The following is a 25957-nucleotide window of genomic DNA, read 5'->3' as shown; positions in this document are numbered from 1 at the left end:
TGATACTAATAACTACATTGACCTATGGATTTTTCTCTTGAATTAACACAATATTAAAATTATAATGATTATATTATTATTTTCAGAAAGGACATAATGAGATGAAAAATTATAAGATAAACACAAAATGCGTACAAGCTGGTTATAGACCTGGAAATGGGGAATCACGTCAAGTTCCCATTATCCAAAGTACAACTTTCAAATACAATACCAGTGAAGATATGGGAAAACTATTTGACCTTGAAGCTACTGGCTATTTTTACAGCAGACTGCAGAATCCGACAAATGACTATGTTGCTGCCAAAATTGCCGATATGGAAGGAGGCACTGCTGCAATGTTGACCTCTTCAGGACAAGCTGCCAATTTCTTTGCCCTGTTTAATATTTGTAACTGTGGAGACCATATTGTTGCTTCCTCCAGCATTTATGGAGGTACTTTCAACCTAATTTCTGTAACCATGTCAAAAATGGGTATTACCACCACATTTGTTTCTCCTGATTGTACAGAAGAAGAATTAAATGCTGCCTTCCAGCCTAATACAAAGGCAGTTTTTGGTGAAACGATTGCCAATCCTGCCCTTACCGTACTGGATATCGAAAAATTTGCAAATGCCGCCCATGCACATGGTGTTCCACTTATCGTAGATAATACTTTTGCAACACCTATTAATTGTCGCCCTTTTGAATGGGGTGCTGACATTGTTACCCATTCTACTACAAAATACATGGATGGACATGGTGCCGCTGTGGGAGGAGTCATTGTAGACTCTGGAAATTTTGATTGGATGGCTCATGCTGATAAATTCCCGGGGCTTTGTACACCAGATGACAGTTATCATGGTATTACCTATGCCCAAAAATTTGGCAAGGAAGGAGCTTTCATTACCAAATGTACTGCTCAACTGATGCGTGACTTTGGTTCTATTCAATCCCCACAACATGCATTCATCTTAAATCTAGGACTTGAAAGCCTTCATGTCCGTATGCCCCGTCATTGTGAAAATGGACAGGCTATTGCAGAATTCCTTCAAAATCATCCAAAGGTTGCCTACGTTAATTACTGCGGTCTTCCAGGCGACAAATACCATAAGATTGCACAGAAATATCTGCCAAATGGTTCCTGTGGTGTCGTTTCCTTTGGCTTAAAAGGTGGACGTAAGGAAGCTGAAATCTTTATGAAGAATCTTAAGCTTGTAGCTATCGAAACCCACGTAGCAGATGCCCGTAGCTGCTGCCTGAATCCTGCAACAAGTACACACCGCCAGATGAATGATGAAGAGTTAAGGGAAGCTGGAGTTCCAGCAGAATTAATCCGTATCAGCTGTGGCATTGAAGACAAAGAAGACTTGATTTCTGATATTTCTCAATCACTGGATTGTATTGAATAGCGCTGCTTATAATCAAGTGATTCTTAAGTTCAGGTGGAGTTTATTCATAAGTAATTCTTTTTTCTCCATCTGAACCTTAGAAGAACTTATCCAGACTCGTATATATTAAAATCAATAAAAACACAGAAAACTATTTAAAACTTTCTGTGTTTAGTAAGTTTATTCGAAAGCTAACTCACTTGATTATTCTTCCATATGAAGTTTGACCTTTTCTATTCTTTTTTCTTTCACTTCCTCTATGTCAAATGTAATATTCTCATATTTGAGTACAGGTTGTTCTCCATCCTCTGGTATACGCCCTATAATTTTAATTAATAATCCACCCAGTGTATCGTAATCTTCAGAATCCTCATTCAGATTTAGATGTAAATTCTCATTCAATTCATCTATAGAAATATTTCCTTTTACCATGAAGGTTTTATTGTCAATTTTTTTTACACAGGGCTCATCCTCGTCATATTCATCATTTATGTTTCCCATTACTTCTTCAATTAAATCTTCTATGGTTACTATTCCTGAAAATCCTCCATATTCATCTATTAATATGGCCATATGTTTTCTATAACTCTGAAGCTCTTTAAATAGTTCATCTATATTTTTTCTTTCAGGTACAAAATATGCAGGATGAATTATACTTCTTATATCTACATTTTCAAAACCCACCTTACGGGCTTCAATTGTAAAATCCTTCATATAAAGTATGCCTATAATATTATCACTATCACCTTCAAATACCGGAATCCTTGAATACCTTTTTTGAAGCAGCTCATCCATATATTCATTTAAAGGCTTATCTATATTTATTAAGTATACTTCCGTTCTAGGTGTCATTACTTCTTCTGCTAATTTATCATCAAATTCAAATATACTATTGATCATTTCTTTTTCAGTGGAATTAATAACTCCATTTTCTTGTCCTATTTCTACCAAGGACCTAATCTCTTCTACTGAAACTTTTTCTTCTAATTTATTACTATTCATCCCTGTAATCCTTATCAAAAGATTAGTAGATACTGAAAGCAATTTTACAAAAGGTCCTGTTATTTTTGATACAAATAAAATTGGTTTTATTGAAAGCATTGCAATTTCCTCTGACTTTTGCAATGCTATCCTTTTAGGAAATAATTCTCCAAAAACCAACATAATATAAGATAAAATAATTGTTACTGCAACCAATGATATCTCTTGACCATAAGGAACATTAAGTTTACTTAAATAACTACCAATTTTATATGAAATACCGGTTGCCGCCGATGCACTCGAAAAAAATCCTGCAAGGGTGATTCCTACTTGTATAGTAGATAAAAACTTAGTCGGTTCCTTCAATAGCTTTTCCAATAGCTGTGCTTTTTTATTACTCTGCTCTGCTAAAAGTTTTATTCTAGTTTTATTAAGTGATACAATTGCCATTTCTGCAGAAGCAAAAAAAGCATTTAATAGAGTAAGCAATACAATCAATGTTAATTGTAATGTTAAATTGACCGGTCCTGGGTCTGGTTCCATTTATTTCTTCCTCCTTGAAATAAAAATTTATTAATTAATATTATCATAATAAGCTATAAATATCAACTAATTCACCGATTTTACCATTTAGATCCTTAACAAACAATTCATTTTAATTTCTATTGAAAAATAGATATAGCTGCATTAAGCTTATGAATAGAGGTGATTAAAATAAAAGATAGAATATCCATTACAGGCCTTGCAAGGCTTAGAAATGTAAATACTGAAACTTTAAGACATTATGATAGAATAGGACTTTTTAAACCCACTTATGTAGATCCTAAAACCGGTTATAGGTATTACTCAGTGCTTCAATATGAAAAATTAGGTACAATCAAGGAGTTACGTCAACTTGGCATGAGCCTTAAAGAAATAAAAGAATATTTTGACAACAGACATGTAACCAAGTCTCTTTCCATGCTTGTAAATAGACATGAGGAATTAAAACAAAAAATAAAAGATTTGCAATTATTAGAAAGAACCCTTTCTAAAAAAATAGAATTTTTAAAAAATGTTATTACCGAGTCCAAAATGAAAGAAATCATAATTAAACAAATACCTGAAAGGGAGATTATTACTTTTGGCAAATCTATTAATAATGCAATAGAATTAAGCTATGGATTTCTTCATCTTGAAAATGCCCTAGAAGAAATTTCACCTATTTTAGCCAGCAACAGACTAGGATTTATTATATCCAGAAAAGATATTGAATGCTTTAAATTCAATAATTCTAGTGATATTTTCGTGTTTACAGATGAAAACAACAAAATCAATAAAAAGAACACCAAAAAAATAAAAAGCGGTAGATATGTCTGTGTATATAATAGCGGTAAACCCTGGGATAGAGAAAAAAGTATAAAAAAGCTCCTGCAATTTATTAATGATAACCACTATATTATAGATGGTGACCTTATAGAAATAGCCCAGGTAGATATTACAGTAACAGATATTATTGAAGAAGAGTGTTTTGAAATTCAAGTTCCCATCAAGTAACTATTTGATTATGATAACCTTGGTATAACAATCACTTGACAATTTAATATTGACATTTGTGTAACACAAAACTTTATAATTATTGTAATCAAATATATCATAAAAGGGGCAATGATTATGAAGAAAAATTATGTAAAAAACTCAACCAATACCTTAAAAAAAGTACTGCTATGTCCTCCCACATATTTTCAATTTGAACCCATTAATGTAATAACAGAAAAATGGATGGAAAAAGGTGAAAAATCCAATAGGGATATTTGTTTAAGAGAACATGCAGAAATTGTGCAGGCTTATAGAGAAAATGGAGTAGAGGTAATTTTAATGGAGCCAGATTCTAACTTACCTTACCAGGTATTTTCCAGGGATTTTGGAGCTTGTATATCCGAAGGCTACATAATGGGTAAATTTAGAGAACCTGTTCGCAAAGGTGAATCCTTAATCTATGAAAAAAAAATGAAAGAACTTGGCATCCCCTGTGTTGCCAGGTGTACTGCAGGTGCCTTTGAAGGTGGGGATTTCTGGTTTTTAGATGACTATGTAATGGCCCAGGGTATAATTGCAAGAACAGATTGGCATGGATTTGAAAATATCAAAACCCATGTACAGGAATTAGGTTATGAATTAATTTCCGTACCTGCATTAAGACAAAATCTGCATCTTGACATGTGCTTTAACATAGTAGCAGAAAAGGTAGCTGTAATATGCAAAGAAGCTCTACCTTATAACTTTCTAAGAATGCTGGAAAAACGGAAATTTACCTTAATTGATATTCCCCAGGAAGGAGTTTTTAAACATTACTGTAATCTTCAATGTCTTGGAAATAACAAAGTATTAACTTTTGTAAGCAACAAGGATGTAAACCACAAACTAAGAGTACTTGGTTTACAAACCATTGAAGTTGACCTGGTTGAAATATTAAAAGGAGGTGGAGGTCCCCACTGTATGACATTTCCTTTGGAAAGAGAATAAAGGTATATTTTCGTTAAAATGCTTTGAAATAAATAATCAGCAAAGCACACCTTATTACAATAACTTAATAGAATATTTTTAAAGACTTAGCTGATTATCTATTTCTACATGATGGTAACTTATTATATCTTCAGACAATATAAGATTATTAAATTGTATTTTTATTCTCCTGATTAAATCTTTATCTTTTTGTAAATTCAAGCCATGATATCTTGCACCATTATATTCACCATCATAAGTAAGAACATCCTCTACAGAATGATTCTTATTATATATCTCCTTGATTTTCCTACATTCTTTATCCTTTGGATTTATAAGTAAAACAGAGTAAAGAATAGCACAAGCTGCACCAAATTCAATCATAGGAGTAGGTATGTTAAACTTTTGTGCCAGAGTGATAGTTCCAAAAATTCTTTCTCCACACTGTAATTTTCTCATAGGATCACGTCCCACACGAATACAATTATCCTTAAAAGAACTCCTACATCTTTTAATGAAATTCGAAATAAATTCATCAATATATTGAGATAATTCAGAATTATCTTTAATAAGAGAAGGTTTAATTTCTTTTTCAATAATACTCCTCACCAATGAAAGTACTTTTTTATCCCCCATTCCCTGTCCAATTGTTTTGTAGCCAAGTAAAGCAGAATACCATGCTATTATTGCATGAGGACCATTTGAAAGTCTATTTTTTATCTGCTGCATTTTTTCAATATTATCTACAACTTTAACCTGCCTTAATCTTTCAAGTAAAGGACTTTCATTACTTGCATACAACGGAATATATGGTTCACTGCTAAATAAAGTTATATTAAATCTTGAAATATATTTATCAAATTGAGACATAATAGATAATTTTTTTGATATATCTCCAACCTTTAACAGAGTTTTTTCATCAATTTTTTTTACTGTTTTTTTATGATTAACTAAAATATTTTCACCCTCTTGAAAGTATTTGAAGAGCTCTGTAATATCCGGTTGAAAATAAGAAATAGTCCTTTTAAGATCTGATAATTTTTTTTGAATTTGTGTAAGTAGTGTTTTTTCAGGTATTGCAGAAACCATTCTATTTACAACAGTCTCACAGAAATATGTTCTAGATATTGTTTCTTCTGCTTTTTCTTCACCCACTAACTTCTTAAGAGCATTTTTAACATTTTTTCTAATAAATTTTGCTCCTTTTATTTTGTTTAGTACCACAAGTATTGTAAGATTGGTGTTATTTTTACTATAGCGTTCAATGAGACCCTTAGCTATAATTTCAGACTGGGACTTCACTGCCGTTTCTGGAATAGCAAGACCAATGATTTGAGACTCCGTATACATCTTTATCATTTCCGTTTCATCATCCATATCAATAATATGAACGTTGCTTATACTTTGAAAATATGCCCTGCTTTCATACTTCACATTAAATTTTCCTAATGAATTTATTAACTCTTTAATTACAACTTTTTTAGTTGCTCCAATTATTTCCTTAGGCCTGGTATAGCCATCCCAATGGGAAAAAATCTGTGTAAGATATCCTCCTCCTATTGCGCCAAAACCGTGAATTCCTGCTTTTACATACCCAAAACTTTGTGGAAAATGTTCATTTAGTTTGGGCATGGACATTTTGGGTGTAAATTTAACCAGATCTTCGTGAAATTCTACCATACTATTATATGCTTTAAAAGCACGATTTTTTATGTGTTTTTTAGGCTCCTTTATATCTTTTATAAATATAGGGATTCCTCCTGAATCTGCTGCTGCGATCAGACCATTTTGAGAGTCTTCAAATATAAGACAATGTGATGGATGACAATTTAATTCATCTGCTGCTTTTAAAAATATTTCTGGATCAGGTTTCCCTTTTGTAACCTCGTTACCACATACAATAACATCAAAAAATCTCATCACTCTTGCACTTAAAAGATATTCTTCTGCTATGACCCTTCTGCTTGAAGTTGCAAGAGCAATTAAAATCCCGCTTTTCTTCAATCTTTCCAGTACATCATATAATCCTTCTTTAACAGGTACACCATTATGTCTTATATATCTCACTTCGTATTCATCAGCTTTTTTTCTTATCTCCTTATAAGGATAACTCTCTCCATATTGTTTTTTTGCAAGTTCTTCTGCCGTTTTTGCACTAGCTCCTAGAGAATCCAGAAGAAGCTTGTCTGTCATGCTTTCTCCATATATAAGTTTAGATGATGACTTTAACATATTAATTCTCAGTCTTTCAGTATCAAACATAGTTCCATCCATATCAAAAATTGCTGCATAAATTTGTTTACTTTCAAAATTTATAAGACATTCTCCTTTCTGTACTTTTGACATCTAACAACTTTATTATATATAACAAGTTGTTAGATGTCAAATTTAGAGATCAAGCGATTCAAAGGTTTAGGTAGAGTTTAGTATAGAGAATTGATACATAAGCTTTATAAACAGTTTCATCTAATATTTCTAATGAATCGTGTTTATTTTTTGTATAAAGATAGGCAGTTTTGTACAGAATCTCTTTATTAATTTTCATAAGTTCATAAAAAGCATTTTCATCACCACTTTTTGCACTTTTAACTAATGTCTCAACATTCATCTATAGTCCTCCAAACAATTTATCAAGTTATAACCGGTAATAACTTTCACTTGTTAGACCATGAAGTGTTCAATTTGGTTTTATCTTTTTAAAAATTTATGATATAATATGTGTGATTTAATATCAAATCGAATGGAGGTATAAAAATGAGTATTGCAGATAAACAGTATTTACATATTGTAAAAAATATTTTAGAAAATGGATATCATGATCAAAACAGGACAGGTATTCCCACATTTAAACTTCCCCATCAAATTATGCAATTTGATTTATCCTCGGAGTTTCCCATACTCACTACAAAATTTGTAGCCTTTAAAACAGCAGTAAAAGAACTTCTGTGGATATACAAGGAACAATCAAATGACGTAAGAAAACTGCAGGAACAAAATGTACACATTTGGGATGAATGGATGAGAGAAGATGGTACCATAGGAAAAGCTTACGGTTATCAGGTCGCAAAATTCAAACAAATTGACAATTTAATAAATATCCTAAGGACAGATCCTCAAAGTAGAAGAATGATTATATCTTTGTGGAATATAGAAGACCTCCCAGATATGGCATTATACCCTTGTTGTTATGAAACTCTTTGGGATGTAAAAGAAGATACATTGAACTGCATGTTGGTACAAAGAAGCGGAGATTTTCCAATCGGTGTTCCTTTTAACATGTGTCAATATGCAGTTCTTGTTCATTTAATTGCCCGTGTAACAGGGCTTAAGCCTGGACTTTTTACCCATGTTATAAATAACGCCCATATTTATGAAAATCAGGTTGAAGGTATGAAATTACAGCTTACAAGAAAGGATAAAGCCTATGATGCCCCAAAATTATGGATAAATCCAGAGATTAAAAATTTTTATGACTTTTCCATAGACGACATAAAACTTATAGACTATAAACATCATGAAAAAATTAGCATGGAGGTAGCTATATAATGCTTAGTATAATTGTAGCCCTTAATGAAAATTATGTAATAGGATGTAACAATAAGCTTATATGGCACATATCAAGAGATCTGAAAAGATTTAAAAAAATCACCTATGGTAAAACAATTATAATGGGAAGAAAAACTTTTGAATCCCTACCAGGTATACTTCCAAATAGAAAACATATTGTTATTACGAGAGACCATAACTATAGTATTAAAGATGAAAATGCACTGGTAGTACATAATATTAAAGATGTTCTAAAGTATGTACATTCTGAAGAGGACGCTTTTGTAATAGGAGGAGGAGAAATTTACACCCAGCTGCTTCCCTATTGTACTAAATTATATTTAACTAAAGTAATTTCTAAGAAAAAAGGTGACACCTACTTTCCTCAATTTAACATGGAAGACTATACTGTAATTGAATGTGAAAAACATAATGAAGATAATATAGAATACAGCTTTATAACTCTCGAAAAACATAAGATTTTTTAATCACGAAATTCACACATTGAACATAAAGATTTAATGGATAAAAATATTTTTTATTATATAAATCAAGTGCAAATGAATAATAAAAAGTTAACCTGCTTCCATCGTTTTTTAAATCAATTATTCTTATTTTATAAGCTACTTTAGTGATTTTACCATTAATCCTATAGTTGTCATAAATCCAGTGGCTCCACTGATTTACCTTTGCCTCTCCAATTGGATTCTTATCCTGTTTACTAACATATATTTTTATTTCATTATAGTTTCTACCATCCTCTGCTATTATTAATCCATACCGTCTTGTCATACCATTATTGACTGGTAAAATAACTTCTTTTGATTTACTAGGGGCATATTTCCATCCGATGGCAGGCTTGATTGGAGTAGTTATCTTGTCTGCATTTGGAACATCTGCAGATGATTCACCATCTTCTTCCGAAGTCACAATATCAGGTGGAGTATATCCATAACCATCATATTCGGACTTGCTTATGCCTGCTTTTATAGAGGATACTTCACCTTCAACTCTGCAGTCAGTACCGGTATTATCCAGCACATGAGGTATCTCTTTTATAGGAAAATTTCCTTCAATACAGTTATATACCTTTTCATAATCCACATATCCCCTTAAATTTGTATAAATACTCGTACCATCTATATAAATATCATTTTTGGTTTTAGGCGGCCATGCTGTAGGATAATTAAATAATATACTTTTTTTGCCTTGCCTTGCATAAGATTCCCATATAGTTTCCGCTTTTAACAATCCTGAATCAAATCCGTACTCCAATTGATCTAGAGGATTCCCAAGAGTGTGATTCCAAAAACAAGTTATACCATGAGTATTCGGAAATGCTCCCGTAGCTAAAGATGCCCAGTTAGGAGGAGTAATTGCCGGCAATACACTTCTCATAGAGTAATCTTTTGTTGTAACACCACTAGATATTATTTTATTAAAATTGGGTAATTTACCTTCATCTATATATTTTTTAACTAGCATTGGATCTGCACCATCTAGTCCTAACAAAAATACTTTTTTAGCTTTAATCTGACTATTTAACATTTTATACCTCCCAAATAATCTATTCATGTCAGTTGATAGAAAATATATTAACCTTACTTAACAGATATTAACAAGCAATTTTTAGCATAAATAAGTTGAGATAATTGCAAAAAGCTGGAATCAAATTATATATAGCTACTTAATTACTATATAAAACCGTCTCCAACTTTCTGGTCAACAAAACTCTATTTAAATAAAAAAGCTAATACATCTTATATTTTCAAATATAGGTATATACTATAGCATTTAATATATGCTGTCAATTAACTATTATTTATACCTCCAATAACTTTTATCTATCTTGTACAGTCTAACTCCCAAATTATGTAACATCAAAAAAATAATACCTTGTGTAATATTTTATTCTTGTATTATATTGTAATTACAAATTTAGAAAGATTCCAAATCTATAATTTCAGAAACGAATTACTTTCTTACACTATGTATAAAAGAAGTTTATTATATATAATATTAATGAATCAATATTTTTAACTTAAGAGGAGAATATCAATATACTGTTTTTTATCTTTAGCAATTATACTAGAATTAATAGACCTAAACTTAAGTGGTATACACCATTAAAAAACATGAAAACATATTAATAATTAACATTATTCTTATTTTTACATATTAATAAATTAAGAACAATTAATTTTCTGGAGGATTATATGTATTTTTGCCCTTTTACAGATTATTTTTTATCTCGCAGCCCCAACCCCACATATAATATTACAATCAACAGGGCTGCCCGCAGACTTACTTTATATAAAAATGGCAGAGTATACAAAACATATCCTGTAGCTGTGGGCAAAAGTCGGACTCCTACACCAGCAGGAACATTTAGAATAATAAATAAACAGGTTAATCCCGGTGGCCCCTATGGTGCCCGCTGGATGGGATTAAGTGCCAGAGGTATAGGAATACACGGTACAAATAACCCCAGTTCTATAGGTGGTGCTGTATCCAACGGATGTATACGAATGTATAATAAAAATGTAATTGAACTATTTAATATAGTTCCAGTAGGCACTGTAGTAAGAATTATTTAAATTTGACAACTATCTTCATAAGTATAACTTTTTAAAAACATCCTGTTAACTTTTTACAACAGGATGTTTTTAATTTGCCCGAAGGCTGCACTTGATCAATTATTTTTTCTATTGAAATGTTAATTTCAAAGGGAAGACCATCTACAAATAACTGAATACATAATACCTTGTCACTGCCAGCAGTGGCTTTAAATTTGCCATACATTAAAGTGGGTGTGGATATCTCTATATTAACACCTTCTTCACAGAATAGGGTACAGGCTTTTGCAGTTACCATATTAGTCATCTCAGAAATAGCACTTTGAGCCATTTCATTTAATTCTTCAATAGGCATTCCCATCATCATCTTAGAGGCAATATTTTTTGCACTTTCCATGGTAGCTCCATATATAATATTTCCTTTGAGATCTCCCACTATTCCAATTATAATTAAGACTCCAATACTATCTATGGTCTTATTCTTAACACTAAGTTTACCTTTTTTTATATCACTTATACCTAGCTGAGGCATTATATCTATAAATGAATCTATAAATGGATTTATATACCTGACATCCATTCTCCCGACCTCCTTTGAAAGCCTATATTTATATAAATATCTCCAAAGTCTGTTTTAGCTGTGGAAGAGGTAGTAGTATCTAATTCTGCTTTAGATATATTTATAGAATTTCCATAAAATATAGTAGGAGGTGCTACCCTTAATCCCATTAATTTATTGGTCCTATTTATTACAGAAGATGCATTCCCTGCTATCATATTGGACAATTCTCCCATAATATTTAACATTTCCTCTGAACTTTTAGGTTTTCTTTTTAACATAAATGTACAAAAACTTTCTGCAGTATCATAAGACATGTCAAGTAACATTCTACCAGAATATTTTCCTATAATGCCCATTACAATAGATATTCCCTTAGATACATGTTCTACATTTGATCTGTCTTCCTTTTCAAATTCAGGAATGGACTTTACTAGTTTATTGAATATATCCATAAAAGCTTCTTTATATGCTTTATAATATATAGTTTCCAGTTCCTTGAAAAGCTCTTCATCTGCCATTATTCTATTTATCAATAAAGAAAGCTCCTCTGGATCTGCCGGTTTTTGAATATATCCAGAAACATGATTTTTTCTTGCTTTTTTTACTATTTCATCATCCATCATAGAACTTATTATTATAACATTTATATTTGGATCTATATTATGAATTGCTCTGGTGCATTCAATACCATCTGCTCCAGGCATAGTCATATCCATAGTTACAATATCTGGTTTAAATTTACTTACTACTTCAATTGTTTCTTCTAATGAAGTTGCCTCTCCCACAACATCAAAGCCATTTTCAAGGAGCATGTCTTTAATCATTGCAATTGAAAATGGAGAATCGTCCACAACAACTATTCTAGTCTTTTTCATTTTTCCACCAACTTTCCTAATTGTACGTAATATTTGATTAATATTGTTTCCTACATTATATCAATTATTGAGATAAACTTTATTATTTTCTACTACTTTTATTATGTTTAAAAGTGTTTTATTAACAGGAGTATCTATTCCATATTTTTCTCCCAATTTACAAACAGTTCCTGCAAACATATCCACTTCTGTTTTTCTTCCATATGTAATATCTTCAAACATTGAAGTCTTACTGTCAGGATTCATAGTATCTAGTACTTTATACCATTTGTCAATATCACTTTTATTCAGATTAACCCCCACTTTTTTAGATAATTTTACTACCTCCCACATAGCGGATTCCATAAGATCTCTGGCCTCTTTTACCCTTTGAAATACTCCATAGTTACCTTTAAGTACTGCTGATGCTTGATTTATACCTACATTTATCATAAATTTCCACCATAGTGAATGCATCATATCACAGGGAATTTCATAGGAAATGCCAGCTTTTCGGAAAAGTTCTTCCACAGCTTGTACCTTTTCACTATAAGTTACATTTGTCTTTTCCCCAAAAATTATACTGCCATAGCTTGAAAAATGAATATTATTTCCCTTACGATTGGCATCAATGGCAATACATAATGCATAAAGTATCTTATCCATGCCATACTGCTTCCCTATAACTTCTTCGCTGGTAATACCATTCATGAGGGAAATAATAATTGTATCTTTTCCCACATGATTCTTCATATCTACAATAGCCTGGTCCAGTTCATTTGCCTTTACTGAAACAATGATTAAATCTGCCGGCTCACATTTTTCCTGGGGAGATACATATGTAAAATCATACTTTTTATCATTAATTACAAATCCATTTTTTTTATATCTATCTGCCCTTTCTCCCCCTGCTATAACCTTTATTCCTTCTGAATTCATATCATATAATTTGCTGTTATATGCACATCCAATGGCTCCTAGTCCTATAACAGATATATTTTTTATGTTTTTCATAAAAATATCCTCTCTTTCTTATATTAGGTATACTCAAAAAATAGCTGCTTTAATATTTATTGTAAAACAAATACTTCCTTTATAATATACACTTTTTCTAAAATCACAAGAATAGTTACATAATTATTCTTCAAAAATATTTTATAAATTTTTTAATAATTTCTTTAGTTTTAATACCAAAAGGCGGATACACAATTGATAGAGTAGAAATTTTACCTTGCTTCATATAGGAACGTTCATGGGTAAATGCCATAAAACCATAATATCCATGAGATTTTCCCATGCCACTGTTGTTGAATCCACCAAAAGGTAAATTGATATTAGCCGCATGCACTACTACATCATTTATTACCGCATCTCCAGATTCAGTATGATCCAATAAATAATTTACTGTTTTTTTATCCCTGCTAAATATGTAGATAACTAAAGGTTTGGGTTTAGAGTTTATATACTCTATAGCTTCATCAATAGATTTATAGGCTATAATGGGTAATACAGGGCCAAATATTTCCTCTTCCAATATTTTAGAAGTCAAATCTACATCAGTAATTATGGTGGGATATATAAAATTGTCACATTCATTAAAATGTCCCCCATATCTTATTTTTGCCCCTTTATGTACAGCCTCTTCTACAAGTTCTTTTATTCTTAAAAAATGTCCTCTTGTAATTATTCTAGAATATTTTAAATTCTCCATATCTTTTTCCAAAGTACCATAATACTGAATAATATATTTAATTGTCAGTTCAACAAATACTTCTTCCTTATCTTGTGGGATTAGTAAATAATCAGGGGCTACACATATTTGACCTGCATTTAGACATTTGCCCCAGACTATCCTTCTGGCAGCTTCATCCAAATCTGCAGATGGATGAATTATTACTGGAGATTTTCCTCCCAGTTCCAATGTAACAGTGGCAAGATTTTTAGAGGCAGCTTCCATAACCATTTTTCCCACAGGAGGACTTCCCGTAAAAAATATATTTTCAAAAGGTTTTTCCAGAAGCATCTTAGAAATTCTATAGTCTCCTTGAAATACAGCTACTTCGTTCTCTTCAAACATACAAGAAAGTATTTTTTTTATACATTCTGCGGTAAAAGGTGCGTACTCTGAAGGTTTTAATATTACACAATTTCCTGCTGCAATGGCAGAGACAAGTGGTGATACAGCCAGTTGAAATGGAAAATTCCAAGGGGAAATTATTAGAGAAACACCTTTTGATTCATATCTTATTTTGCATACAGCTCCAAAATAAGCAATAGGAGTCTTTACTTTTTTGTCTTTCATCCATTTATGTAAATTTTTTATGGCATGCTTAATCTCCGATATAACAGGATAAATTTCTGTCGAAAGCACCTCTTCTTCTGGCTTTTTAAAATCATCATACAGTGCCTTTTCAATCTCTTCCATATAATTTATTATATAGCTCTTTAGCATCTTTAATTTTTTAATTCTGTCCCTGGCACTACTTCTTCTTAATTTCCATTTATTATTTACCTGAAGATTAAAAACCCTGTCTATTTCCTTTTTTATTTCAATTGAATTTATATCCATTTTATTACACCTTCTTTAAATATTTGTAAAATTAATAGCAATTTCAATTAAAGATCAAGTAATTCTTAGGTTCATGTGGAGTTTTCACATGAGAAACGCCTCTTCTCCACCTGAACCTTATTAACAGTATTCTTAGTGTCTTTAGCACTTAGAATACGTTATCCTTTAGGGAAAGAATTTATCCATATGTGTAGCAGTGCTTATCTCCCACTTTGAAGAAGGTAGGAGCATTAGCTACTTACAGCATTCCGATAAATACATTGTAATTAAAGAAACTATTGTGATATCATTATAATGTTGCTTAAATATAAAATACTTTAAATCAGGTAGGTGAATTATTGAATGAAAAAACAAGAATTAAAATCCAACATACTTCTTTTAATAACAGCAGCCATATGGGGACTAGCCTTCGTAGCTCAAAAGGTTGGTGCAGAATACATAGGACCTTTTGCTTTCAATGGAATTAGATTTGCACTGGGAGGCATTTCTTTAATTCCTCTGTTATTATATTTTAATAAAACTCCGAAACAAAATACAAATAATTACCATAAACAATATAACTTCATAATTGCAGGAATCATAACTGGATGTGTACTTTTTTTTGGAGCTTCTCTTCAACAGATAGGACTAAATTACACTTCTGCCGGAAAAGCTGCATTTATAACAGGATTATATATGGTATTTGTACCTATTATAAGCATTTTTTTTAAAAGAAATATACCCTTAACTATCTGGGTCAGTGTAATTATAACTGCCATTGGTTTATACTTTTTAACCATCAATGAAAATTTTTCCATAAGTCAAGGGGATTTATTGGAAATTATAGGTGCATTTTTCTGGGCATTACATATATTAGCTATAGATTACTTTATAAAAAAGGTAGATGCATTAAGATTATCTTTTGTACAAACCCTAACCTGCTCTATACTTAGCATGATAGTATCACTTATTTTTGAAAAAACAACTATTTCCAGTGTATATGAAGCTCTTATACCTATACTTTATGGTGGAATATTTTCCGTAGGAATAGCTTATACCTTACAAATAATAGGACAAAAACATGCCAGACCTTCCCATGCAGCAATAATACTCAGCATGGAATCTGTTTTCGCAACCCTTGGAGGTATGATACTTTTAAATGAGCATTTACAATTAAAGGAATATTTAGGCTGTTTTCTAATGCTGTCAGGAATGCTTTTATCCCAAACTTCTAATTTTAATAATGCCAAAGCAGATATCTAATCTTCTAAAATATTTTACCTGGTCATATTGAATTTTGCCTCATTTACATTGTCTCTATTTAAATCCACCTTAGGTATAGTAAGAGTAAGTGTTAAAAATACTGCAATAATTGGTAATATAGTCAGGCTAGATACTGCTGCATGAATTCCATAATTATCTGATATCCACCCAAGTACAGGTGAAATTACTCCTCCCATGGTAACTGCCAATCCTAGGGTAACTCCTGAGGCCAGCCCCATATGGTTTGGCAAATACTTTTGCCCTAATACTACCATGGGACTATAGGGTGCATAAAGAGAAAGACCTATTGGAATTAACAGCACAGTTGCTATAAAAACATTGCTGACATTTATAAAAAAGAAGCTATTCCAACACCACTTAGTGCTATAAAGACAGCCATAATCCAGTAATTATCCACAATTCCCGACATGCCAAAACTGATTCCTGCCAATAATACTCCAAAAGGCAATGTCCATGGTACAGAAATTCTATCTGAACATATTCCAAATAAAGGCTGTATTATAGAGGAACTTATATTAGCTGAAAAAATTAAAAAAGCAGCAGCCACATAACTAAAGTGTTTGTCCGAAACCAAAAAAGGAAGCAGTGCAGGTAATGCACCCTGATAAAAATCTGCAGTAAAATGCCCAAAAGTCAAAATATTGCCATAAAACCGATTCATTATTAGCTCTCTCCTTTACCTACAAGCTCCAGAGCTACCTATAAGATATCTAAAAATAACTGATAATTTTTTAAAGATGCTTTATGATATACTTGCTGAGTTTATAGGAATTAAATACATATGTAAATACTTCAAAATTTGTATAAACTTATTCAGCTATTGATTAATAACATCTATAGTAGCATAAAAAATTAAGAAATACAATAATGACTATAAATCAAATTACGTGCAAAAAGAGAATCTGTATTTCAAGATTCTCTCTTTTTATGTTATTTAAATCTTTTTATTTAATTAAAGAACACACATCATTTGCAAACTGTACAGGATCATCTACAGAAAGCCCCTCAATTAACAATGCCTGATTATACAAAACATTGGAAAGCATTTTTAATTTATCTTTGTCCTCTGTAAAAGCCTGTTTAACAGCATTAAACATTTCATGATTTGTATTTATCTCCAAAATTTTATCCGCTTTAATATTTTGATTTTCCGGCGTCATATTAAGCACTTTCTCCATTTCAATAGAAAGTTCTCCACTGCTTGCAAGACAAACAGGATGGGTCTTCAAACGTTTGGATGCCTTTACTTCTTTTACTTTATCCTTTAAAGCTTCTTTCATAAAATCAAATAGTTCCTTATTTTCTTCTGTTTCTTTATCACTTTCTTTTTCATCGGATTCAAAACCTAAATCCTTACTGGAAACAGATTTAAATTCTTTTTCATCATATTTTACAAGCATTTTAATAGCAAATTCATCTACATCATCAGTAAAATATAATATTTCAAAGCCCTTATCTTTAACCAGTTCAGTTTGAGGCAATTTATCAATTTTTTCTATACTTTCTCCCGATGCATAATATATAAATTTCTGCTCATTTTTCATACGGGATATATATTCATCAAGACTTACAAGTTTTTTCTCTGTGGAAGAGTAGAACATTAATAAATCCTTAAGTACATCTTTATTCATTCCAAAATCAGAATAAACACCATATTTAAGCTGTCTTCCAAAGTTTTTATAAAACTCATTATACTTTTCCCTATCATTTTTCAGCATAAGTAAAAGTTCACTTTTAATCTTTTCTTTTATTTTTTTAGCAATAAATTTAAGCTGTCTGTCATGCTGCAGAAGTTCTCTTGAAATATTAAGGGAAAGATCGGCAGAATCAACCAGCCCTTGCACAAAACTAAAATAATCTGGTAATAAATCAGCACACTTTTCCATTATCAGTACACCATTTGAATAAAGTTCCAATCCCTTTTGAAATTCCTTTGTATAAAAATCATAAGGTGCTCTTGCAGGAATAAAAAGCAAGGTATTATAACTTGTTACCCCTTCTACACTGGCATGAATTGTTTTAAGAGGTTTTTCATAGCCAAAATGTTTATCCATGTAAAACTGCTCATAATCCTCAGGTTTTAATTCATTTTTATTTTTTCTCCAGATAGGCACCATGCTGTTTAAAGTTTCATCTTCAAAATAGTCTTCATAATCCTTGTCGCTGCCTTCTTTCAATTTACTTTTCTTTACCATCATTTTAATAGGATATTTTATAAAATCAGAGTATTTCTTTATTAAAGATTTTATTTTATATTCATCTAAAAATTCACTGTACTTTTCATCTTCTGTGTCTTGTTTAATTTTTAATATGACTTCAGTTCCCACATCTTCTTTTTCACAGCTTTCAATAGTGTAACCTTCTACCCCTTTTGATTCCCATTTATATGCCTTATCTGAATTAATGGCACGACTTTTTACCGTAACTAAATCAGATACCATAAAAGCAGAATAAAAGCCAACTCCAAATTGACCTATAATATCCACTCCTTCTTTCAATTCATTTTCATTTTTAAAGGCAAAAGAACCACTTTTTGCAATAGTACCCAGATTATTTTCAAGTTCTTCTTCTGTCATACCTATTCCTGTATCAAAAATTGTAAGTGTTCTGTTTTCTTTATCTGCAGTAATTCTAATATAAAAATCATCTCTGTTAAAAGTAACATTTTCATCAACAAGCGAACGGTAATAACTTTTATCAATTGCATCACTGGCATTGGATATAAGTTCTCTTAAAAATATCTCTTTATTGGTATAAATAGAGTTAATAACCAAGTCAAGCAGCCTCTTTGATTCTGCTTTAAACTGTTTTGTAGTCATTTTATCATTTCCTTTCTTTAATATGTAAAATATATGGCTTAAAACTTTAATAATATATAGATCACATAAAATCTATGTAATTAATACTGTATTTTTCATCATTACTATATTATTACATAGATACATTTTGTAATTTTGATATAACCTTATTTTAAAGGTATTTAAGTACATTTTTGTTAGCACTTATAATACTTGAGTGCTAATTTTATTTTAGCAATTATTTTTCCTTTGTCAATACATTTTTAAATTAAATTTTCCTCTAAATCTATTTTAACTATTAAATTTTCCACATTTTTTATCCTTTTCTCTGGTAAACTCAATAAAAATTCAATGAAATAATTCTGCCATTCTGATTCCATATTATCCTTATATTTAGTTAATTTCTCACAGGATAAATTCAGAGAATTGTAGTTTAAATCATCATAAAATACTGTTCTACCAAGTACAGCCAGAGGCATATCTCCTAGTGTCTTGAATACTTCTATATATTCACTGCCAAATAGGCACTCGGAATCCAAAAGATCTATATAGTCTTCAAATGACTTTAAATTCGAAGATATAATATTAATTTTATCCTCAATATATCTACATTCCATTACCTCCTCTACAATAGAAGCGAACTTATAATTACTCATTTTGCTGCCTTTTTTAAAGATAATTTTATCTTCTTTAGATTCTTCCTTTTCTATAATAATCATATTTGACAGATTTCCATTATCGTAAGCATTTAAAAATCGTACTATAAATGAACTTTTATATCTTTTTATATACTCTATAAGCTTTTTATCTCTAATATTAAATTTAACGATTACCCCTTTAAAGATTTCCTTTAAGATACTTTTTAATTCCTCTCTATTTTTTTCAAGTAAACTTCTTTTCATTACTTCCCTGTCATGTGGTGAAATTTCAAGAGTAATTTCATTGTTTCCACATAAAATCACAAAAATAGATTGATCTAAGAGCACCTGAAATACATTAATTGGAGATTTTATAATATTTATTTTATATTTTTTGCCATAATCCCTGAGTACTTTTCTAATGGAAGATTGTTTGAAAAAATTACAAAAATCAGTTTCTATTTTTAATTTTTCAAGATACTGCTTTATATAAAAAATACCTGTTAAATTCATATTATCAAACATAAGTGGATAATCGACGCTGCAGGGTATATCATAAGCTGCAAAAATCTCATCATAATTATTGAAAAAATCGCCTAAGTTATCTATTGTATCATTATAAATCTCTAGAGGAATATTAAGTTTATTTTCTTTTATATTTTTATAGAACTCCCTACACTCTTCAGTATGTTTTTTAACAAGTTCAACACCTTCTTTATATATAAATTTAACATCTATTTCATAGATTAAAGTATAACATCTATTTTGTCCTCCATAATTTTGTATATAGGCATTTATGGAATAGTATATGGAATTGAGAATATTAATGGCATTGTCCTCCTTTATAGAACTGCTTTCTCCTTTTGTATACCTTATAACTAATTCTTTAAAAATTAAAAGAACACCTGCTTCCATACTTTTGGGCAAAGTCTTCAATACTCATCTCCCTCCTCATCTTCCATATCAGTAAGTTCTCTACCACTTCTAAAATTATTTACAATTCTTTCGATACCCTTTCCTTTCATAAGTTCTGTGGAACCATTATAAACTTTATTAAAAAGGAACATTATAGCTTTAAATATTTCTTCATCTTCAAGAAAGTCTGATGTGTGATTTTTTATATAATGGAATATTTCATAGATATCATTAATATTTTCAACTAAATTATGCTGATTTACATAAGGAGAATATGCGAGCTCTCTTATAATATCTTTTAAAATATTCATATTAAGTTCCAGTCTGCCCTGAGCTTTTAAAGTAATATTTCTTGTTTCTATAATATCTTTTACATCCCATTCTTTGAGAAAAAGATTTTGTTTTTTTAGATGTTTATTTAATTTTAAAAGTTCAGTTATATCCTTTGATTTTTCAATGTTATTGAGAGAATTAAACATTTCAAGCAGGTTCATAATTATCACCCCTTAAAAAATTAAACAAAATACTTGACATATGATTTGTAATATGGTATAGTAGTCATATGGTATAATTGTGTGTTTTGTATATATTGTATTATAACATATTTGAATAGAAATTCAATATAATAGCAGTTGATTTTGCTATTTTTTATTTTATAAATATTAAAATTAAAGGAGGTTGCGCCCTCCTTATACAACTTGCCAGGGATTTTCTTTTCCTTCAATAAATAAGATACAACTTAAAATAGAGTTTTCTATCATATCACTCACAGACTGATCTGTATAAAAGGCCGTATGAGGTGTAATAATTACATTAGGATAGGATTTTAAAATTGCCAATTGTCTATTATCCAGTATTTCACATTTCAAATTATTGTAGTACAGATTGGATTCATGTTCAATAACATCTAAAGCCGCTCCTGCAATTTTTTTCTGTTCAATACCTTCTATCAAATCATCGGTATTAATAAGAGAGCCCCGGGCTGTATTAATAATAAATACTCCATCTTTCATCATATCTATAGAATTTTTATCAATGATGTGATAATTATTTTTCCTAGCGGGAATATGTAATGTAATGATATTGCTATTTTTTAAGAGTTCTTCCAATGAAACATAGGTAGCATATTTTTTTACATCTTCATTTTCATGAGAACTATGGGCTATTATTTTACAACCAAATCCACTTAAATTTCTAATTACCCTTTGTCCAATTTTCCCCGTACCAATAACACCCACAGTTAAATTATGAAGTTCTCTCCCCTGTACACCTTTTAAGGAATAATCCTGTACACTGGCACATTCCATAATAGCTTTCATCTTCCGTATTGTCATTAAAATTACCATAACAGTATGATCTGCTACACTGCTTGGAGAATAAGTTACATTTCCTACATGCATATCTAATTGTCTGGCCTTTTCAATATCTATATGATCATATCCAATAGTTCTTGTGGATATAAATTTTACTCCCATTTCATGAAATTTTTCTACCAGTTCTCCTGAAATGGGAGTAGTAACTATGCTCACACATTGAAACCCCCTAGCCAGTTCTGCATTTTTCATATTAGGAGCATCATTACATAATACCACTTCAACTTTATACTTTTTACTGAACTCCTGAAAATACATGGTTTCATCAGCTCTATAACTATAAGCTAGTATCTTCATTAATTTTCACCTTCCTTGATTCATATATTAAATGGTTATACAGAGAACATTATACCATATTGACAATTCACAGTTCACAATTCATAATACACAATTTTTAATATACATTTCCTAAAATTACTCTATTAAGATATTTCCTGGCCACAGCTTCTGCCTTTTTTATAAAGTTTATATCCGTAGGAGAATTTTTAAGTTTATATCTTGGAAAATATCTGGAGAGATGAAGAGGTATATTATTATCTATGGAACTTAAGAATTTCGAAATATTTTCCACTTCCTTTAAATCATCATTTTTCCCGCTCACCAGCAAGGTAGTAATTTCCACATGACAAACTCCTGCAGCTTTTTCAATAGTTTTTAGTACCGGCTTTAAACTTCCCCCGCAGAGATTTTTATAATACCCTTCATTAAAACTTTTCAAATCAATATTCATGGCATCTACATAGGGAATAAGCTGAACAAGAGGTTCTTCATTTATATATCCATTAGTAACAAGTACTACTGCCGAATCAGACTTTTTTTCTTTTAAAAGTTTAGCACAATTATACACATATTCATACCATATTGTAGGCTCATTATAAGTAAAGGCCACTCCTATATTATTTTTCAATTCCACTGCAGTATTTATTAAATTCTTTTCGGACACAAATTTACTTTTAGCTCTAAACTGGGATATAGTATAATTTTGACAAAAATCACAGGTAAAATTACATCCAAAACTCCCTACTGAAAAAATATAGCTGTGTGGTTTAAAGTAACGAAGAGGCTTTTTCTCTATAGGATCCAGTGCCCCAGAGGTGATTTCCCCATAATTTATAGTAAAAAGTTTTCCTCTTTCATGGACTCTCACATTACACTTTCCAAAATCCCCTTCTTTAATTACACAATTATGAGGACATAAAAAACAATGAACTTTGTCTTTAAGTTTTTCATAAAATAAAGCTTCCATTTTCATAATATCTACCTTCTTTTCAATGTTCTTTATATCGAACTACTTTAAATCTTTCTATTGTATATTCCTCCTCAGGTTTTATACCTGCCTTTTCCAGGGCAATTAAGAGTTGCTTTTCCACTGTATCTACACTTTCTAAATTGGGAAGTAAAAGTCCTGTTTTTCTTTCTTTTCTCACAATGACACCATATTGCTCCGGATCCAATTCTTCTTTGCAAGAGGGTTCAGGTTCTGTTAAAACATCTACTGAAAAGACAATATCCAAAAGCTCCTCCTTTTCCACTTTATAAAATCTTGGATCATTAAAAGCAGCTTCAACAGCATTGCGTATGATTTCTTCCGCTACATTATTTGTGGCAGGAAATATGGTACCTATACATCCTCTTAAATCTCCATATTTTTTTAAAGATACAAATACTCCCCTTTTGGTATGTTTCATTTCATCTGTTATATAATCTGGAATTTTTTTAGGCACTCTTCCCCTATTTAAATAAAACTCAACACTTTCTCTTGCAAGTCTTACATAGGGATTGCTTTCCTCTTTTCTCTTTTCCAAGGCATGACTTTGAAGTAATTCTAATTGCTTTAATTTTGAGGTATCCTCTGATAATACATTAAACCTCATTACTCCATAACCTACTCCAAAAGTTCCCTCATAACTTAAAAGTTCCCCATTAAATTTACTCTTATCTAAAGCTCCCAGTAAGGTTAAAACAGAATTTCTCCCACACTCTGCTGCATTAACTATATTCTCCCTATCCATATTAAAAATGTCCTTAACATCTCCATTTTTTAAATTTTCAAGAAACTCCCTATCGAACTTTTCCCCAAAAGGACTGTACCCATAAGGTCCTTCTTCTTTTAATTTATGGGATAAGTCTCCACTTGCTATAAATACAACTTCTTCTCCTGACTCTTCCACTGCTTTATCTATATACATGCCAAACTTATATAGATTAATATCACCTAAAGGTGCATAAGTTATGTGTACAAGTTTATAGTCCTTATAGTATTTATCAATAAAATACAGAGGAACCATAGCTCCATGATCTAAATAAATAGAAGTATTATATTTATTTAAAAGAGAATTGGTGGCCATTACAACAGGTATATGATCTTTATATGCAAGTTCATATATTTTACTGGTAAGAGACTTGTTAACATGCAATTTCCTAGAAATATCCCAGGCTCCAAAATTCTTTAAATCCCCTGATATTTCATCTTCATAACTTAAGGCAATAGCATCTTTAAACATGACACCATGGGGAGTCACAAGTATAATGGTATCTGGAGCTTTTTTGGCAATCTCTTTTCCTATTATATGAAAGCTATCACCGGTATTACTAATCTTTTTTTCCTGCCCTTTTCCTATCTCTGGAATTACAATGGGAGGATGAGGCAGTAAATAAAATCCTTTTAAACTCAAAGAATCACCTCCATAAATAATATTTACACTTTTCTATAATAATATTAGAAAATCAAATATTATGCAATATATAACCAATAAGACAGTTACATAAATTAATTCTTGAATAAAATTTTTCATAAGACTCAAACTAATTTTATATGATGTGTAAACTACTATATTTTATAAAATTAAGGGGTGTTTCATTTGAACAAAAAATTGAATCTACTTATATTTAGTGGAGATTATGACAAAGCTCTTGCTGGACTGATTATAGCTAATGCCGCCAGAGAAATAGACATAGACGTATCAATATTTTTTGGTTTTTGGGGGCTTCTCCTTGTACGTGATCCTAAAGCCCCTCCTTGTGAAAATAAAACTGTTTATGAAAAAATGTTTTCCATGATGACGCCAAATGGCATTGAAGAGCTGCCATTATCTAAAATGAATTTTAGCGGCATAGGGAAGGAAATGCTTAAGGCCATGATGAAAGAAGAGGATACTCCAAGCATCACAGCTTTTTTAAAAGGAGCCCTAAAAAAAGGAGTAAAATTTTATGGTTGTAAGCTTTCAGTAGAAATTATGGGATTTAAAAAGGAGGAACTTCTTCCTGAAGTTGAAATAATCGAAGCAAAAGATTACTTAAAAGATGCCGTTAATTCAAATATGCAGCTGTTTATCTAAATATAATCTATGAATGAAGTATAAGTTTTAAAAAATTGTGTCCCAATTTTACTCCATAAAAAATAACCACACTGCCGCAAATTATATTTATTTTTCCAAATATATTTTCATTGAGATTATTTTTTAAAATTGAAAAAACTGTAGCAAGAAAAATAAACCATATAAAGGATGCCATGCATACTCCGGCAATAAAAAATTTACAGGCATATAAAGGCATGGATGCCCTAAAGCCCCCCAGCAGCAGTGAGCCATCTATTATAGCCTGAGGGTTAAGCCAGGTTACTGTAAAACAGGCTGCTGCCAATTTACATAAGGACATGTCTATATTTATGTTATCCTTTGACAGTTGAGGCTTGGACTTAATAAGTGATATTCCTATATAGATAATAACAATGGTTCCCAAAAGAAAAATCAATAGCTTTAAAAAATAAAAATTATCTATAAGTATACCTATTCCAAAAAAACTTGCAACAGATAAGGTTATGTCAAAAAATATAGTAATAAATGCTGTTTCATAAGCTCTCCTTCTGCTCATAGCTACAGCTGTATTTATCACATATAAATTTTGCATTCCTATAGGTGCCACATAGCTAATGCCAAGTATAAATCCTTGTATTAAATATTTCATCATAGTTATCTTCCCCTTGTTGAATTGATTTTTTTAGTGTCTTAACAGAGACCTATTACAAATTA

General features: G+C 30.9%; 22 protein-coding genes and 2 pseudogenes. 8 read left to right on the top strand and 16 right to left on the bottom strand.

Annotated elements, in window-relative coordinates:
- Nucleotides 1–101: 101 nt before the first annotated feature.
- Nucleotides 102–1388 carry an O-acetylhomoserine aminocarboxypropyltransferase/cysteine synthase family protein gene (locus tag AB3K27_RS07670; RefSeq protein WP_368490632.1) on the top strand — a complete coding sequence of 429 codons (1287 nt, stop codon included), beginning with the start codon at nt 102–104 and terminating at the stop codon, nt 1386–1388.
- A 183-nt stretch (nt 1389–1571) separates the two neighbouring features.
- Here the strand turns inward: AB3K27_RS07670 and AB3K27_RS07665 are convergent, their stop codons facing one another.
- Complete coding sequence (locus AB3K27_RS07665) at nt 1572–2891, bottom strand: hemolysin family protein (protein ID WP_368490631.1); 1320 nt, start codon at nt 2889–2891, stop codon at nt 1572–1574.
- Nucleotides 2892–3053: 162 nt separating this feature from the next.
- On the opposite strand from AB3K27_RS07665, the gene AB3K27_RS07660 reads away from it, so the two are divergent.
- Both AB3K27_RS07660 and AB3K27_RS07655 read left to right on the top strand, forming a co-directional pair.
- Entirely contained in the window at nt 3054–3884 is an 831-nt protein-coding gene (locus tag AB3K27_RS07660; protein WP_368490630.1) for a MerR family transcriptional regulator, read from the top strand.
- 117 nt (nt 3885–4001) lie between these two features.
- A complete protein-coding gene (locus AB3K27_RS07655) occupies nt 4002–4853 on the top strand; it encodes a dimethylarginine dimethylaminohydrolase family protein (protein WP_368490629.1) in 852 nt (283 codons plus the stop codon).
- Between the two features lie 78 nt (nt 4854–4931).
- On the opposite strand, the gene mtlD is transcribed toward AB3K27_RS07655, so the two are convergent.
- Nucleotides 4932–7178 (bottom strand): bifunctional mannitol-1-phosphate dehydrogenase/phosphatase, encoded by a 2247-nt coding sequence (gene mtlD / locus AB3K27_RS07650; RefSeq protein ID WP_368490628.1) that lies wholly within the window; start codon nt 7176–7178, stop codon nt 4932–4934.
- 88 nt (nt 7179–7266) lie between these two features.
- Nucleotides 7267–7440 (bottom strand): annotated as a pseudogene (locus AB3K27_RS07645) (RNA polymerase subunit sigma-70); the annotation flags it as partial.
- Between the two features lie 146 nt (nt 7441–7586).
- On the opposite strand from AB3K27_RS07645, the gene AB3K27_RS07640 reads away from it, so the two are divergent.
- A complete protein-coding gene (locus AB3K27_RS07640) occupies nt 7587–8378 on the top strand; it encodes a thymidylate synthase (RefSeq protein WP_368490627.1) in 792 nt (263 codons plus the stop codon).
- A complete protein-coding gene (locus AB3K27_RS07635; protein ID WP_368490626.1) occupies nt 8378–8866 on the top strand; it encodes a dihydrofolate reductase in 489 nt (162 codons plus the stop codon). The genes AB3K27_RS07640 and AB3K27_RS07635 overlap by 1 nt, the downstream gene beginning before the upstream one ends.
- On the opposite strand, the gene AB3K27_RS07630 is transcribed toward AB3K27_RS07635, so the two are convergent.
- Nucleotides 8835–9926, bottom strand: coding sequence for an alkaline phosphatase family protein (locus AB3K27_RS07630; RefSeq protein ID WP_368490625.1), 1092 nt, complete (start codon nt 9924–9926; stop codon nt 8835–8837). The two genes, AB3K27_RS07635 and AB3K27_RS07630, sit on opposite strands and share 32 nt — an antisense overlap.
- Nucleotides 9927–10594: 668 nt before the next feature.
- Here AB3K27_RS07630 and AB3K27_RS07625 point away from each other — a divergent pair.
- Nucleotides 10595–10975: a L,D-transpeptidase gene (locus tag AB3K27_RS07625; RefSeq protein WP_368490624.1), complete on the top strand. Its 381-nt coding sequence runs from the start codon at nt 10595–10597 to the stop codon at nt 10973–10975.
- Between the two features lie 31 nt (nt 10976–11006).
- Here AB3K27_RS07625 and AB3K27_RS07620 read toward each other — a convergent pair whose 3' ends face one another.
- From AB3K27_RS07620 to AB3K27_RS07605, 4 genes are all read right to left on the bottom strand, one after another.
- Nucleotides 11007–11534 carry a chemotaxis protein CheX gene (locus tag AB3K27_RS07620; protein WP_368490623.1) on the bottom strand — a complete coding sequence of 176 codons (528 nt, stop codon included), beginning with the start codon at nt 11532–11534 and terminating at the stop codon, nt 11007–11009.
- Nucleotides 11516–12391, bottom strand: a complete 876-nt coding sequence (locus AB3K27_RS07615) for a response regulator (protein ID WP_368490622.1) — start codon at nt 12389–12391, stop codon at nt 11516–11518. Before AB3K27_RS07615 ends, AB3K27_RS07620 begins: the two co-directional genes overlap by 19 nt.
- A gap of 60 nt (nt 12392–12451) precedes the next feature.
- Nucleotides 12452–13384, bottom strand: coding sequence for a ketopantoate reductase family protein (locus AB3K27_RS07610; protein WP_368490621.1), 933 nt, complete (start codon nt 13382–13384; stop codon nt 12452–12454).
- Nucleotides 13385–13514: 130 nt separating this feature from the next.
- Nucleotides 13515–14939, bottom strand: coding sequence for an aldehyde dehydrogenase family protein (locus AB3K27_RS07605; RefSeq protein ID WP_368490620.1), 1425 nt, complete (start codon nt 14937–14939; stop codon nt 13515–13517).
- A 342-nt stretch (nt 14940–15281) separates the two neighbouring features.
- Between AB3K27_RS07605 and AB3K27_RS07600 the strand changes: the two genes are divergently transcribed.
- Nucleotides 15282–16181: a DMT family transporter gene (locus tag AB3K27_RS07600; protein WP_368490619.1), complete on the top strand. Its 900-nt coding sequence runs from the start codon at nt 15282–15284 to the stop codon at nt 16179–16181.
- A gap of 14 nt (nt 16182–16195) precedes the next feature.
- On the opposite strand, the pseudogene AB3K27_RS07595 reads toward AB3K27_RS07600, so the two are convergent.
- The 7 genes and pseudogenes from AB3K27_RS07595 to amrA all read right to left on the bottom strand — a co-directional run bounded on the left by AB3K27_RS07595 (nt 16196) and on the right by amrA (nt 24601).
- Nucleotides 16196–16863: pseudogene (locus AB3K27_RS07595) on the bottom strand (MFS transporter).
- A 283-nt stretch (nt 16864–17146) separates the two neighbouring features.
- Nucleotides 17147–19021 (bottom strand): molecular chaperone HtpG, encoded by a 1875-nt coding sequence (htpG, locus tag AB3K27_RS07590; protein ID WP_368490618.1) that lies wholly within the window; start codon nt 19019–19021, stop codon nt 17147–17149.
- A 242-nt stretch (nt 19022–19263) separates the two neighbouring features.
- A complete protein-coding gene (locus AB3K27_RS07585; RefSeq protein WP_368490617.1) occupies nt 19264–20574 on the bottom strand; it encodes a DUF6179 domain-containing protein in 1311 nt (436 codons plus the stop codon).
- The gene (locus AB3K27_RS07580) at nt 20571–21047 is read right to left on the bottom strand and encodes a DUF6323 family protein (RefSeq protein WP_368490616.1); all 477 of its coding nucleotides are present in this window, start codon (nt 21045–21047) and stop codon (nt 20571–20573) included. Before AB3K27_RS07580 ends, AB3K27_RS07585 begins: the two co-directional genes overlap by 4 nt.
- 195 nt (nt 21048–21242) lie before the next feature.
- On the bottom strand, nt 21243–22223 hold the full coding sequence (locus AB3K27_RS07575) for a D-isomer specific 2-hydroxyacid dehydrogenase family protein (RefSeq protein WP_368490615.1): 981 nt from the start codon (nt 22221–22223) through the stop codon (nt 21243–21245).
- A 97-nt stretch (nt 22224–22320) separates the two neighbouring features.
- Complete coding sequence (gene amrS, locus AB3K27_RS07570) at nt 22321–23178, bottom strand: AmmeMemoRadiSam system radical SAM enzyme (RefSeq protein WP_368490614.1); 858 nt, start codon at nt 23176–23178, stop codon at nt 22321–22323.
- Between the two features lie 16 nt (nt 23179–23194).
- The gene (amrA, locus tag AB3K27_RS07565) at nt 23195–24601 is read right to left on the bottom strand and encodes an AmmeMemoRadiSam system protein A (protein ID WP_368490613.1); all 1407 of its coding nucleotides are present in this window, start codon (nt 24599–24601) and stop codon (nt 23195–23197) included.
- A gap of 186 nt (nt 24602–24787) precedes the next feature.
- Between amrA and AB3K27_RS07560 the strand changes: the two genes are divergently transcribed.
- Nucleotides 24788–25264 (top strand): DsrE/DsrF/DrsH-like family protein, encoded by a 477-nt coding sequence (locus tag AB3K27_RS07560; protein ID WP_368490612.1) that lies wholly within the window; start codon nt 24788–24790, stop codon nt 25262–25264.
- Nucleotides 25265–25271: 7 nt separating this feature from the next.
- Here the strand turns inward: AB3K27_RS07560 and AB3K27_RS07555 are convergent, their stop codons facing one another.
- Nucleotides 25272–25895: a LysE/ArgO family amino acid transporter gene (locus tag AB3K27_RS07555; RefSeq protein ID WP_368490611.1), complete on the bottom strand. Its 624-nt coding sequence runs from the start codon at nt 25893–25895 to the stop codon at nt 25272–25274.
- Nucleotides 25896–25957: the final 62 nt, after the last annotated feature.

This window comes from Clostridium sp. BJN0013, from assembly GCF_040939125.1.
GTDB lineage: Bacteria > Bacillota > Clostridia > Clostridiales > Clostridiaceae > Clostridium_B.
This window is presented reverse-complemented; position numbering and strand designations above follow the sequence as displayed.